Consider the following 14,986-nt stretch of genomic DNA (forward strand, 5'->3'; position numbering starts at 1 on the left):
TATATGCGATTATCTCCAAATATTTCATGACTGTCAATTTATTTAACAATTCCCATCTTCCCGCCGCCGATGACTTTTCCATCCTGGACGATCTTATATAAGTAAACGCCATCCCCCAGGACGCTCCCCCATTTATCTTTGCCGTTAAAATCAATATTGTTCTCGCCGGCGCTCCCGCCCGGGACTCCAGCCGAATAGCTATTCTGCCAAACTATCGTTCCGGTTAAGTCAATGATATAAATGCTCGTCGCCGCGGCAGAATCAAGCCAGTACCATATTTTGGCGGCCGCGCCGCTGTTTGGATTGTATGGGTTGGGAGCAACCCGGACCAGGTTGCTGGCAAGCGCCACCATAGGAGCAAAAGTTGAAAAATGGCTCGTAGTAAACGTAACCGATCGATCATCGTAGGCAACAATCTCGATCCCTTCACGGCTCCAGCCTCCTGACCCCCAATAAAACACCCGCGGGGCGGCAAGTGGAACATTGACCGGCATAGTCATGGTTATTGGCTTCGAAAATGCTTTGATCGAAGAAATAACATTCAAGACTTTTCCCGCAATATGATAGCCGGGAGGCGGAGGGCCGGGACTTACGGTCTCCAAAATCGAGATCACCGGGATATTGACCAGCGCGTCGCCAGGGATTGAGATATGGGTTCCAGGCATGCCAAGATCTGATTCGGTATAAACCAAAGCTGCTGGGAGCGGTTCATCAGGAAAAACAAAGGTCGCCTTCGCTTTGATTGAAGAGGTTTTGCCAGGATCATAAATTGAAGAAGAGGTTAGTATTACTTCAGCGGTCGTCGTACTGCTTCCAATGGAGCAGATCTCAATCCTTCCTTCCATTTGTCCTCCAACTGGAAGGGAAGATGGATAACTGCCCGCTTGGACCGCGGCAGTTATATCGTTTCCTCCGCTCTTAGCGTCAAATATTCTCAAGCTGTGTTCGCTTCCTGGTCCGTTTGCCTCCAGCAGATATTGATCGGCAACATTGCCAAGATTCTTCAATGAAAAATAATACACGGCCGTTTCTTTGGATGTGACAGAAAGAATTGCTTCATCATCCATATAAACCGACCCACTTGTCCCAATTTTGAGTTCTGGCTGATAAAGAAAAGGAACGGCAATGTTGATCTCTTTTACCAGTGAAAACTCAGAGGTATTCTGAAGATTATCCCGTTGCGTAGCGACCAGGGTATCGCCGGCCAATAAGCCCGGACAGGTGATCGAACTATCAACCTCTCCGCTGGCAGAAGCGGAAAAACTCCACAAGTACTTCTCTCCCTGTCCGCCTCGCGCCTTAAAGATCTCAACCCGCGCGTTGGGAGAAGCGGAAACAGTCAGCGCCAGCTCGCCGGTCGGCTGGTTATAACTAGTGGCAATAATCACCGGTGACGGGATCATAATATTCGCCCCGTTAAGGAGCAAGATCCCCCGTCCGTAATTTTCATAAATAGAATTTCTACTGATCAATTCCTGGGTCGACTGAGAACTGTTCAAAAATATTCCGGCCGGATGCATAAAGTCGCCATTAAAAGCCACAACGTTAGACGGTCCAATTATATTCGCGCCAGCTTTATTGTCGATATAAACCCCAAACCAGCTGTTACCAGCCTCCGCGCTGGCCGCGTCGATACCGATGAAATTATTCGACAACTCATTGTAGCTTGTGCCGGGATCTACCAGATATACTCCATTATGACCATTATTGGAAATAATATTTCCGCCCCCGCCGATCCGGTTATATTTTGCTCCCTGCCTGATGTTTACGCCATCGCCCGAGTTACCGATAATCGTATTTCCGCTAACCTCATTACTGTTGACCCCCATTCCAACAATTGAAATCCCGGCTTCATTGTTACCGGAAATAACATTGCCGGCATAGAGCAGGTTATTCTTTGCGGCACTATACAATGAAACTCCCCCCCAATCATTACTAACTGCTGACAAGCCATCGATATCGGTCCCGATATAATTGCCGGCAACCACATTGCTATCGGCCCCAATCACTACCCCATACCGGTTATTCCCTGAAATAATATTGCGGCCATTGTTCTGGCCATTTCCAATTCGATTAAAATTTGCGCCGCTGTAAATAGAGACCCCCTCCTGATTGTTCCCCAGATCAAACCGACCGGTCCGGTCAAGCCCAATAATGTTTCCATATACTTCATTACTGTTGCTGCCGGTCCCGCTTACGTAAATCCCAAGATTGTCGTTGCCGGAAATGACATTTCCTTCATTCGAATCCCGGCCGCCTATAGTATTATTGTTTGCGCCGTCATATAACCAAACACCGTAATAAGTGTTTCCCAGGTCTATTGTCCCGGTCCGGTCGGTCCCAATAAAGTTAGCGGCAATTTTATTTTCCTGACCAGCGGCAACACAAACCCCATATAGACCATTTGCAGAAATAACATTCCCTAAGCCAGCTGTTCCAATAATATTATTGGCCCCATTTGCGATATAAACACCGATATCTGAAGCAAGCGGAGCGGCCATGTCGCCGCTCGCGTTTGTCCCCAGATAACAGCTTCGAACTAGGTTCCCTCGCGCTCCATTAATATTTATCAAACTCCCCAATTTACCGTTGCCAGAGCCATATTTATTGATAGCCAAACCTTCGATCGTGTTATTGTTTCCGCTAATGGTAAAAACATCAGTAAAAGAGGTGGCATTGGCCCGGACTTCCACTTCCGGACCGGAACTATTATCCGCCTCTCCAGTTTGAGTCGAACCATTTATTGAGACCCCGCTAGCGGTTAAAACAGGCAGTCCGGAATTCAAAACTATCCGAAACCATTTCTTGCCTGGAACTTCACTAACTACCAACCCTGGAAAGCCGGGGCCAGCAGAATATCCTCCCTCTTGGGTCGTTATGGCAAAAACTATCTGATCGCTATCCTGGGTGTCGGTCATTACCTGGCGAAGAGAGCCAGGACCAGAATCGGCACAGTTAGTGACAGTCCGGGAAAGAGCGGCACTGGCCGATTGGGAAGCAGCAATGTAGGAAAGCACAAGGACCACGCTGGTATAGACCTTAAGCTTGTCAATGTTAAAATTCATCTTCTCTGACTCCTTTGGTAACTTGAGTTCTGGTGATTTTAGCAGCTTTGGTTACATTGTGGGGAGAGAAGAAAAACCTGATAAATACCCGTCTACCGCTCGAGCGGCCCTGCGCCCTTCGGAGATTGCCCAAACGATCAACGACTGTCCCCGCCTCATATCCCCGGCCGAAAAAACTCCTTTGACGGAAGTTTGGTATTTATCGTCGGTCTTAATGTTCCCACGCTGGTCAAAAGCGACTTTTAACGACTCCAATAAGCCTGATTTTTCCGGATGGACAAAACCAAGCGCTAAAAAAACCAGATCAGCTTCAACCTCAAATTCTGATCCAGGAACTTCCCGCATTATAACACAACCCTTTTCATCCCGTTTCGAAAAATCTACCTGGGCGCAAATAATTTTCCCCACCGCTCCATTCTCGCCGATAAACTTCTTGGTCGTAACCTGCCATTGCCGTTCCGCTCCTTCTTCGTGGCTGGAAGTTGTTTTAAGAAGCATGGGATATTTTGGCCAGGGCTGGCCCTCCGGGCGGCAATCAGGCTGTTTAGGCATCAGTTCGATCTGTACCACGCAGGCCGCTCCCTGGCGGTTGGCTGTGCCGACGCAATCAGAGCCGGTGTCTCCACCGCCAATAACCACGACCTTCTTCCCTTTAGCGTCTATCAATTCGTTATCGCTGATTTTAGCTCCGGCGACTCTCCGGTTGGATTGGGTCAAATATTCCATGGCAAAATGGATCCCCTTAAGCTGCCGCCCTTCAACCTTCAGGTCGCGCGGCTGGCGCGACCCGCCGCAAAGAATGACCGCGTCAAATTCCTTTTTAAGCTTTTCAACCGGAAGGTCTACCCCAACGTCTACCCCGGTCTTGAAAATGATCCCTTCCTGTTCCCAGATAGAGACCCTTCTGTCCAGGATCTTTTTTTCCAGTTTAAAGTCTGGAATGCCAAAGCGCATGATCCCGCCAACTTTCTCGTCACGCTCAAAAACAGTAACCGTGTGACCGGCTTGATTGAGCTGGGCGGCGCAGGAAAGCCCTGCCGGACCTGAACCAACAACCGCAACTTTTTTGCCGGTCCGATCGCAAGGGGGATCGGCTTTAACCAACCCCTCCCTGAACGCGTGCTCGATAACGCCAAGCTCATTTTCTCTGACCGTGACCGGATCATCATTGATCCCCAGGACACAAGCGTATTCACAAAGTGCGGGACAAACCCGGCCGGTAATTTCCGGCAGGTTATTGGTCGCGTTAAGCATGGTAAACGCTTTCTCCCAATGGCCGCGGGCGACAAGTTCGTTCCATTCGGGGATCAGGTTGCCGACCGGACACCCCCAGTGGCAGAACGGGGTGCCGCAATCCATGCAACGGACCGCCTGTTCCTCGGTCTTTTCGTCGCTGCGCGGCTCGAACACCAGTTCATAGTCTTTGACCCGCTCGCAGACCGGCCGGTAAAAGGTTTTATCTCGTTTAACTTTCAGGAAACCTTTTGGATCTTTAGCCATCAGACTCCTCCGTCAAACCAAGCTTTTTAACTACTTTCTGTTCTTCAAGAATCCGCTTATACTCCAAAGGCATAACTTTCACAAATTTTTGGCTCTCTTCTTTAAAATTGGCCAGGACTTTATCCCCTTTGGCGCTTTTGGTCAACCTAACATGGTTGTGGAGCAAACTTTGGACAGTTTCCAGGTCAGCCTGGTCCAGCTTTTGCAGTTCAACCATTTCAAAATTGCATTTGTCCTTAAAATCACCCGCCTCATCAAAGACATAGGCGATCCCGCCCGACATTCCGGCGGCAAAGTTGCGCCCGGTTTTCCCTAAAATGACGACCCGGCCGCCGGTCATGTATTCGCACCCGTGGTCCCCAACCCCTTCAACTACTCCATAAAGCCCGGAATTGCGGATGCAGAAGCGCTCTCCCGCTACTCCGCTAATATAAGCTTCGCCGGAGATTGCCCCGTAAAAAGTCGTATTGCCGATCAGGATATTTTCGTCAGCCTGATAAGTTGTTTTTTTGTCAGGATAAATAACGATCCTGCCGCCGGAGATCCCCTTGCCGACGTAATCGTTGGCCAAGCCTTCGAGCTCAAAAGCAACCCCTTTAGCCAGCCAGGCGCCAAAGCTCTGCCCGGCAACACCGGTAAATTTAACTTTTATCGTCTCTTCGTTCAAACCGGTTTCGCCATAACGTTTGCAGATCTCGCCGCTCAGCATCGCGCCGGTCGTCCGATTGACGTTCCTGATCTCCATGTCCAGAGAGACCGGCTCCCCCTTTTCCAAGGCCGGCTTGGCCAGGTCAATAAGCTTGCGGTCCAAAACTTTACCTACCCCATGGTCCTGGGAAATGACACAGCGGGTTTTAACGCTCTTTGGCACTTTTGGCTGGTGGAGGATCTTGGTATAGTCGATCTTTTGCGCCTTCCACGGGACGATCGCCTGGTTCAGCTCCAGCAGATCGGTCCGGCCGATCATTTCATCGATCGTTCTTATTCCAAGCTGGGCCATAATTTCGCGCAGCTCCCTGGCGATAAAACTAAAATAGGTCACGACGTGTTCCGGCTTCCCCTGAAAACGTTTTTCCAGAAGTTCGTCCTGGGTGGCAACACCCAGAGAACAGTTGTTCAAGTGACAGTGCCGAAGCATCACGCACCCCATGACGATCAGCGCGGCGGTGCAAAAACCGTATTCTTCCGCTCCCAGCAGAGCGGCGATCGCCACATCCCTGCCGGTCCGCATCTGACCATCGGTCTGGAGCCTAACCCTGCTTCTCAGGTCGTTTAGGACCAGCGTCTGGTGAGTTTCAGAAAGCCCAAGCTCCCAGGGGAGCCCGGCATGCTTGATTGAACTGATCGGCGAAGCGCCGGTCCCGCCGTCCCCGCCGGAGATCAGGATCATGTCGGCATGCCCTTTGGCAACCCCGGCCGCTACCGTCCCCACACCGATCTCTGAAACCAGTTTCACGCTGATGCGAGCTGTCGGGTTGGTGTTCTTTAAATCAAAGATCAATTGGGCCAGGTCTTCGATCGAATAAATATCATGGTGAGGTGGGGGTGAGATCAACGTTACCCCAGGCGTGGTGTAGCGGGTCCTGGCAATAATGGCGCTAACCTTGTGTCCTGGAAGTTGGCCACCCTCTCCAGGTTTTGCTCCTTGAGCGATCTTGATCTGGATCTCGTCGGCATTGACCAAATAATTGGTTGTTACCCCAAAACGGCCAGACGCGATTTGTTTGATCGAGCTCCGTTTGGAGTCGCCGTTAGGTAGAGAAGCAAAGCGGGCCGGGTCTTCCCCGCCTTCGCCAGTATTGGAACGCCCGCCGATCCGGTTCATGGCGATCGCCAGCGACTCGTGAGCGCCCCGGCTGATCGAACCAAAACTCATCGCTCCGGTCGCCAGCCGCCTGAAGATTTTTTCCATCGGCTCAACCTGGTCGATCGGGATCGATTCGCTCTTTTTTAATTTCAGCAGTCCGCGCAGGGTCGCCGGTTGTTTTGACTGGTCGTTGATCATGCCGGCAAACTCCCGGAAGCGGTCATAATCGTCATTTCTGACCGAATCCTGGAGGGCGGCAATGCTTTCGGGGTTCCAGAGGTGGAATTCACCGTCTTTTTTCCACTGGTAGAGGCCGCCGGAAATCAGATATGGTAAAAGCATCCCGCTTTTTGGAAAGGCCTGGCGGTGCCGCAGGCCGGTCTCTTTGGCGATCTCTTCAAACCCGACTCCGCCGATCCGCGAGGGGGTCCCGGCAAAACATTTATCGATCACTTCGGCTCCTACCCCAAGCGCTTCAAAGATCTGCGCGCCGCGGTAACTTTGCAGCGTAGAGATCCCCATTTTCGATAAAACCTTTAAGATCCCCTGGTCAACAGCATGTCGATAATTTTTTTGCGCGGTCCCCGGGTCGATCGTCAATTCCTTTTCGGCGATCAACAATTCAACCGCTTCATAAGCAAGATACGGGTTGACACAGTCGGCCCCGTAACCGAATAACAAAGCAAAGTGATGGACTTCGCGCGGCTCCGCGCTCTCAACAATGATCCCGATCCTTGAACGTAGGGTCTTGCGGACCAAATGGTGGTGAACCGCGCCGGTCGCCAGCAGAGCCGGGAGGGGAGCCAGATCCTCGGTAACCCCGCGGTCGCTTAATATAATGAATGAATATCCTTCGTTTATCGAATTCTCTGCCTCCGAGCAGATCGCGCCAAGCCTGGCCGAGAAATCCTTAGCATCATCAGCTTTAAATAGTATCGATATCGTTTTTGATTTGAATCCCTTTTCCTTGATCCCTTTGATCCTCCCTAACTCTTCATTGGTCAGGATCGGTTCCTTGACGTAAAGTCGATGCGCGTGCTCCGGTGTTTCGTCCAGCAGATTTTTTTGCGGACCAATAAAACTATCGAGGCTCATGACCAGCTCTTCGCGGATAAAATCGACCGCCGGGTTGGTCACTTGCGCGAAAAGCTGCTTGAAATATGAATAAAGCGGTTGCGGGTTGTTGGAAAGGACCGCGTGCGGGGTATCGTTCCCCATTGAACCGATCGGTTCCTTCCCCGATTCAGCCATTGGCTTGACAATAACCTTTAGATCTTCGCGTGAATAACCAAAGGCTTTAAGAGCGATCATGGTTTCACCGCTATTCTTCTCCCTCTGTCCGGCTGGGAGATCTCTTAGGTCGACCAAATTATCGGCAACCCACTTGCCGTAAGGTTGTTGTGTCGAAACGGCCCGTTTAACCTCTTCGTCATTGAAAAGCTTGCCGCTTTCAGTGTCAATATACAGGATCTTACCCGGCTCCAGACGACCGGAAATAGCGATCGTTTCCGCCGGGATATCAAGGACCCCAACTTCAGAGGCCATAGCAAGCATTCCATCTTTGGTCAGGATATAGCGGGCCGGACGCAGGCCGTTCCGGTCAAGGACGGCGGCGATGCTGGTCCCATCGGTCACCGCCATCGCCGCCGGACCATCCCACGGCTCCATTAAACAAGCATGATACCTATAAAACTCTTTTAGTTCAGACGACATTTTATTGTGCTGTTCCCAGGCACCGGGGATCATCATCATCATCACGTGAGGGAGCGAGCGGCCGGAAAGAAGGAGGAGCTCAAAGACATTGTCAAAGATCGCCGAATCGCTTCCTCCCTGTACAATAACCGGCAGGATCTTGGCCAGGTCATCGCCAAAAAGCGGGTTGGCCAGCAAGCTTTCTTTGGCCGCCATCCAGTTGATATTGCCGCGCAGTGTGTTGATCTCCCCATTATGAGCCAGGAACCGGAACGGCTGGGCCAGGTCCCAGGTCGGAAAAGTATTGGTGCTATAGCGGGAATGGACCAGGGCGATAGCGCTCTCGATCCGTGGGTCCCGCAAGTCCAGAAAGAAAGACCCGACTTGTTCGGGCATTAACAATCCCTTATAAACAAAGGTCCGGGATGAAAGGCTTGGAATGTAAAAAAATGATCTCTGTTTAAATTTTGAGGCTCTGATCTTATTTTCAGCTATTTTTCTTATAACAAATAGTTTTCTTTCAAACGCGAGTGGGTCTATGGAAGTTCCTTTTCCGATAAAAACCTGTTCGATCTCCGGCTCAGTCTCTTTGGCTGATTCCCCAATCTCCCCATTATTGACCGGAACCTTTCGCCAGCCAAGAAGGATTTGTCCTTCGCTTTTTATAACAGTCTCAATTATTTTTTTGCAATCAAGCCGTTCCTTGCTATTGGTTGGCAAAAACACTAAACCTGTTCCGTAAGCGCCAGCATCTGGCAACTCTATTCTAATTTCTGATGATATAGCAGACAAATACGTATGGGGGATTTGGATCAATAACCCGGCCCCGTCCCCGGTTTTTGGGTCAGAACCGGTCGCTCCGCGATGGGCAAGCCTTCGCAGAACCTCAAGTCCCTGCAAGACTATTTTATTGGTTTTTTTTCCCTTAATATCGCAGATAAACCCCACTCCGCAGCTATCATGCTCATAAGCAGGGTCATATAACCCAACTATTGTTTCTGGTTTACGCACAACTATCTCCCTATCCCTAACTTCTTTAATTTCCCTCGTAAAGTGTTTCTATTTATACCCAATATTTTAGCGGTTTGCAACTGATTCCCTCTAGTATACAGTAATAACTTAGAAATTAATGGTTTCTCAAGCGCCTCTAATAAAACCCGGTATATTTTGCCGGTATTTTCATTTATATAAAGCTCGTTTATTTCATCAATTTCTTTTTCAAACATATTTAATGCCTATATTTTGTGCATTTAATGGGAAAAAATGGGCGGGACCACTTTGTCCCGCCCAAAAATATCTTTTATAAAATCGTGAGCAGTTCCTGATATTTAGCCATCGGCCAGAAAGCGTCAGCCACCAGCGTTTCCGCTTCATCGACACTGGCGCGTAACGCGGCCAAGGAATCAGCCCCGTTCTTAGCGTAGAGCCTGGCTTTCTTTTCCAGATTTTCTTCCTTTTCACATAGCGTGATCGCTTTTTCAAGTCCGGCAATTGCCGCTTTGATATCGCCATACAGGCCGGAAACAACCTTCAGGTCAGCTGCTATCGCGCTGGATTTGGAAGTCACTTTGACCGCTTCACCCAGTGATTTGATCTGTTCCAGGACTGCCGGCAGGACCAGCGTCCGGGCAATATTCAGTGCCGCTTTAAGCTCAACATCTTTGATCTTAATGTAGGCATCAAGTTTAATCTCCACCTTCGAGTGCAATTCCCGCTTCGACAAAACGCCGTATTTTTCGAATAGCTCAACGCTCTCTTTATCCAGCATCAAGCCCAGGGCTTCCGGCGTATTTTTAGCGTCTGGCAACCCGCGCTTGGCCGCTTCCTTATGCCAGGCTTCCGCATAGTTGTTCCCTTCAAAGCGAACCCGCTTAGTCTCCTTCAATACATCCTTCATTACCAGGATCGCATTTTCCTTTACATTGCCGCCCTTCTTGGCTGAAAGCCGACGGACGATCTCGTTGTAGCCATAAGCAACAAGCAAATTTAGCGTGGTCCCGGCTTCGGAACAGTTCTGAGAAGAACCTACCGCACGAAATTCAAACTTGTTCCCGGTAAAGGCAACCGGCGAGGTCCGGTTCCGATCCGAGGTATCCTTGGCGACTTTAGGAAGATTTTTCACGCCAAGGTTAATGTTTGCCAGGCTCTTTTCGTTAACGCTGGTCCCAATCCCCTCTATTTCGTCCATAATACCATTCAGATATTCGCCAAGATAAACGGACATGATCGCCGGCGGGGCTTCGTTCGCCCCTAAACGGTGGTCATTGCCGGCATCCGCCACGGCCGCCCGCAGTAAGCCGCCGAATTTATTTACCCCAAGCAGGATCGCCCCCAGCGTCAGCAAAAAATTGATATTTTTGATCGGCGAATCAGAAGGTTCCAGGTAGTTAGCTCCGCTGTCGTCGCCCAGTGACCAGTTAAAGTGTTTACCGGACCCGTTGACACCGGCAAACGGTTTTTCGTGCAACAGCGCGACCAGGCCGTGCTTCTCAGCTACTTTGCGGATGATCTCCATCAACTGCAGGTTGTGGTCGACCGCCATATTCACTTCTTCGTACAGCGGGGCGACTTCGAACTGATTCGGGGAAACCTCGTTATGCCTGGTCTTCGACGGAATGCCGCGACGGTAAAGTTCGGTGTCAAAGTCCTCCATGAACATCATGACCTTGTCTTTGATCGCGCCGAAATAATGGTCTTCCAGCTGCTGCCCCTTGGCTGGAGGGGCGCCAAACAAGGTCCGCCCGGCAACGCACAGATCGGGACGAGTATCGTAGAGTTCCTTAGAGACCAGGAAATATTCCTGTTCCGGACCTCCATACACCTTCATTTTCTTGACACTGTTGTTGCCCAACAACTTTTGCAGTTTGATTGCTGAGTCGTTGAGCGCTTTCATGGAGCGGAGCAACGGGGTCTTCAGGTCAAGAACTTCACCGGTCCAGGAGAGATACACGGTCGGGATGACCAAAGTCTTGGTATCGCCGGCTTCGAGCAGGAAGGCAGGGCTGGTCGGGTCCCAGGCGGTATAACCGCGCGCCTCAAATGTCGAACGAATGCCACCAGAAGGAAAGCTTGAAGCATCCGGTTCGGACTGGATCAACTGCTTGGCGCTAAAGCGTTCGACCATTTCCCCCTCGCTGCCGTAGCTGAGGAAAGCATCGTGCTTTTCAGCGGTGCCGCCGCGCTGCGGCTGGAACCAATGGGTAAAGTGGGTCGCCCCATTTTCCATCGCCCACTCCTTCATCGCGTGAGCGACATCGCTGGCAATCGCCTCGTCCAGGGGTTCCTCTCTTTCAACCGTAGCTAGTAATTTGGCAAAAATCTCCTTACTTAGCCTGTCTTTCATCGCTTTTTTATCAAAAGTTAACTCGCCGAAGATCTGACTTGCTGCTTTTACCATTATAATCTACTCCTTCATAATTAAAACTCGGTAGTCCAAACGTTGTATATTACAATAATTACATAGCAACTTATTTGCCAAAACAATATTTGCCTATAAATCAGGCATTTTTATTTTTAGCGGTCAATTGTTTCCAACATATTTGTAGAATAAAAGCCTGTTTTCTACTTTTTTGTATTAGATAACCGAACCTCCACGCTCCCGGGTTCTGATCCTGACCACTTCTTCAACCGGTAAAACAAAGATTTTGCCATCCCCAACACTGCTGGTTGAGCAGCTCGCCAAGATCACTTCTATAACTTTATCGACATCTTTAGCGTTAACCACCAATTCAACTTTAACTTTGGGCAAAAATTCAACCCGGTATTCGCCAACCCGCCATTCCAGGGTTATCCCCCGCTGGACCCCGCGTCCCTTTACTTCCGTAATGGTCATTCCGGAAAACCCCTTGGAATCTAGGGCCTCCCTTAGTTCTTCCAGTTTTTCCGGTTTTATGATCGCTTCAATCTTTTTCATTAATATACCGACTCCCCATGTTGGGCAATATCCAAACCGACGTTCTCTTCGTTATCTTTCGCTCTCAGCGAAAACATCGTATCAACAACCTTGGCTATCAGATATGAAACAATAAAAGAAAAACCAGCTACCACCGCGATCGTCAATACCTGGACAAAAAAGAAGTTATATCCGCCTAACAACAAGCCGTTAGCCCCGGCAGGATTTACCGCTTTTTGGGCAAATATCCCAACCGCCAGCATCCCCCAGATCCCCCCAATACCATGACAGGCGAACACATCAAGCGACTCGTCAAAACCGATCTTCATCCTAAAAATTATCATATAATAAGAAAGGGCGGCCGCGATAACCCCGATCAGCAAGGCAGAAAGAGGCGTGATGAATCCGGAAGCGGGAGTAACCGCCGCCAAACCGGCGATCGCCCCGGTCGAAAATCCAAGGACACTTGGCCGTTTATGGGTCCAATTAATGATCATCCAGGTCAGGGCGGCCGCCGCGCCCGAAGCATTGGTCGCGACCAGAGCCTGAGCCGCGACCGCACCGGCCGAGAGGGCTGAACCGCCATTAAAACCAAACCAACCAAACCAGAGCAAAAACGCACCCAGGACCGTCAAAGGAATATTTGACGGCTCCATATTATCTTTTCCATAACCCTTCCGCTTGCCAATGACCATCGCCACCGCCAGGGCCGAGACACCGGCAGTGATATGGACAACCGCCCCTCCGGCAAAATCAAGCGCGCCAAGAACCCGGAGCCAACCGCCGATCCCCCAGATCCAGTGAGCGACAGGAGCGTATATAAAGGTCGACCAAAGCAGGGTAAAAACCAGGAACCCGGAAAAATTTATCCTTTCAACAAAGGCTCCGGTGATCAACGCCGGGGTAATGACCGCAAAAGCAAGCTGAAAAGCCATAAAGGCAAGGTGTGGGACCCCAGGAGCGTAGCCGGCATGCGGAGCCCCCCCAACCTTCATTAACCCAAGCCAATCCAACCCCCCGATTATTCCCCCATGATCCGGACCAAAAGCTAAAGTATAGCCAAAAAGCATCCATTGCACCGTAATTAAGGCTAAGATAACCACCGATAACATAATAGTGGAGAGCAGGTTCTTTTTACGGACCATCCCTCCATAAAAAAAGCCAAGCGCCGGAGTCATTAGGATAACCAAAGCCGTTGAGATCAAAACCCAGGCAGTATCTCCGCTGTTTATATTCATGCTTCAATAAAAAGCAATGTTATTGCCACTAAGCGAACTTAAGTCATAGCCCTTACTTATCTACATTTTTGTAGCTTCAAAGGACTCCGGACCCGCGATCACCGGTCCTGATCCTGATCACTTCTTCAACCGGGGAAACAAAGATCTTCCCATCCCCAATACTCCCGGTCTTGCAAGTCCTGACAATAATATCAATGACCTCGGTCGCTTTTTTTTCTTCAACCACTAGTTCAACTTTGATCTTGGGGAGAAATTCCACCCTGTACTCGCCAACCCGCCATTCCAGGGTTATCCCCCGCTGGATCCCCCGCCCTTTGACTTCGGTAATGGTCATACCGGAAAATCCTTTGGCGTCCAAAGCCTCCCGCAGTTCTTCAAGCTTCTCCGGTTTAATGATCGCTTCAATCTTTTTCATGGCCTCCTCCTTTTACACGCTCTCCGCGTGTTGCGAAATATCAAGCCCAACCAGCTCTTCGTTCTCGGCAACCCTTAACCCCATAAACAGATCGATCAGTTTCGCGATAATGATCGTTACGATAAAAGCAAAAAGCCCGGTAACCGCTACCGCGATAAACTGGGTCCAGACCAGGCCGGGATTGCCAAAGAGCAGGCCATCCGCCCCGGCCGGATTGACCGCTTTACTGGCAAAGATCCCGGTCGCGATCGCTCCCCAGGCTCCTCCCATCCCATGACAGGCAAAGGCATCCAGCGACTCGTCTATCCGCCATTTCATCCGGAGAATGATCATATAATAAGAAATAACAGCCGCGCTCCCACCGATCGCGATCGCTGAAAGTGGGTCGACAAACCCTGAAGCCGGGGTGATCGCGACCAAACCAACAACCGCACCGGTCGCCACCCCCAGAACACTTGGCCGACGGTGCAGCCAGCTTAAGAACATCCAGACCACCGCTGCTGCCGCTGCCGCTGTATTGGTAACCACAAAAGCAGAGACCGCTAATCCGTTAGCCGCTAGCGCGGACCCGCCGTTGAAACCAAACCAACCGAACCAGAGGAGAACCGCCCCCAAAACCACGATCGGGATATTGCTTGGCTCCATATTATCCTTGCCATAACCAAGCCGTTTGCCAATAACCAGGGCAATGGCCAGCGCGGAAAAACCTGCAGTCACATGAACCACCGTCCCTCCGGCAAAATCAAGCGCCCCCAGGTTCCGGAGCCAACCCCCAACTCCCCAGACCCAATGAGCGACCGGATCGTAAACGATCGTCGCCCAAATAACCGAAAAGAACAAAAACGAGGAGAATTTGATCCTTTCAACAAAAGCACCAACAATAAGCGAAGGGGTCACAATGGCAAAGGCCGCCTGGAAGATCATAAAAGCCAGCGCCGGGATCGTCGCCGCGTAATCGGCATTAGGGGCCTGCCCGACCCCAATCAGTCCCAGCCAGTCAAGGCCACCAATTATTCCCCCCTGGGTCGGCCCAAAAGCCAGAGTGTAGCCAAAAAGGACCCACTGGAGGCTGATCACCATCAAAACAGCAAAACACATCATGATGGTTGAAAGTATGTTCTTTTTACGGACCATCCCGCCGTAGAAAAAACCGACCGCCGGCGTCATCAGAATTACCAGCGCCGCCGACATCAGGACCCAAGCTGTATCTCCCGCATTGATCATTTTCTTCTCCTCCTTTTATTATTTAAAGCGGGGATCCCGGCCTGGCCCATTTCTTGGTATGGGCGGCGGCCGGAGCGTTTCCCGCAATTATCACAAATTTATATCGAGTTGGGTAGTGATCGTCGGCTTGGCATTATTGTTATAAGTGCCGTA

General features: G+C 50.5%; 9 protein-coding genes. All 9 read right to left on the bottom strand.

All coding sequences use genetic code 11. The annotated features are described in order from the left end of the window. Positions 1–38 precede the first annotated feature (38 nt). Positions 39–3,065, bottom strand: a complete 3,027-nt coding sequence (locus KKF06_01850) for a hypothetical protein (GenBank protein MBU1616510.1) — start codon at positions 3,063–3,065, stop codon at positions 39–41. 51 nt (positions 3,066–3,116) lie between these two features. After that, positions 3,117–4,565, bottom strand: coding sequence for a glutamate synthase subunit beta (locus KKF06_01855; protein MBU1616511.1), 1,449 nt, complete (start codon positions 4,563–4,565; stop codon positions 3,117–3,119). Continuing rightward, on the bottom strand, positions 4,558–9,081 hold the full coding sequence (gltB, locus tag KKF06_01860; protein MBU1616512.1) for a glutamate synthase large subunit: 4,524 nt from the start codon (positions 9,079–9,081) through the stop codon (positions 4,558–4,560). Before gltB ends, KKF06_01855 begins: the two co-directional genes overlap by 8 nt. After that, on the bottom strand, positions 9,078–9,290 hold the full coding sequence (locus tag KKF06_01865; protein MBU1616513.1) for a protein ninH: 213 nt from the start codon (positions 9,288–9,290) through the stop codon (positions 9,078–9,080). Before KKF06_01865 ends, gltB begins: the two co-directional genes overlap by 4 nt. A gap of 74 nt (positions 9,291–9,364) precedes the next feature. Further along, positions 9,365–11,461, bottom strand: coding sequence for a glutamine synthetase III (locus tag KKF06_01870; protein MBU1616514.1), 2,097 nt, complete (start codon positions 11,459–11,461; stop codon positions 9,365–9,367). Positions 11,462–11,638: 177 nt separating this feature from the next. Then, positions 11,639–11,977, bottom strand: a complete 339-nt coding sequence (locus KKF06_01875; GenBank protein MBU1616515.1) for a P-II family nitrogen regulator — start codon at positions 11,975–11,977, stop codon at positions 11,639–11,641. Then, positions 11,977–13,194 carry an ammonium transporter gene (locus KKF06_01880; protein ID MBU1616516.1) on the bottom strand — a complete coding sequence of 406 codons (1,218 nt, stop codon included), beginning with the start codon at positions 13,192–13,194 and terminating at the stop codon, positions 11,977–11,979. The genes KKF06_01875 and KKF06_01880 overlap by 1 nt, the downstream gene beginning before the upstream one ends. A gap of 76 nt (positions 13,195–13,270) precedes the next feature. Beyond that, positions 13,271–13,609, bottom strand: coding sequence for a P-II family nitrogen regulator (locus tag KKF06_01885; protein ID MBU1616517.1), 339 nt, complete (start codon positions 13,607–13,609; stop codon positions 13,271–13,273). A gap of 12 nt (positions 13,610–13,621) precedes the next feature. Continuing rightward, positions 13,622–14,830 (bottom strand): ammonium transporter, encoded by a 1,209-nt coding sequence (locus KKF06_01890; GenBank protein ID MBU1616518.1) that lies wholly within the window; start codon positions 14,828–14,830, stop codon positions 13,622–13,624. Positions 14,831–14,986: the final 156 nt, after the last annotated feature.

The organism is Candidatus Margulisiibacteriota bacterium (assembly GCA_018822365.1).
Classification (GTDB): domain Bacteria; phylum Margulisbacteria; class WOR-1; order O2-12-FULL-45-9; family XYB2-FULL-48-7; genus XYB2-FULL-45-9.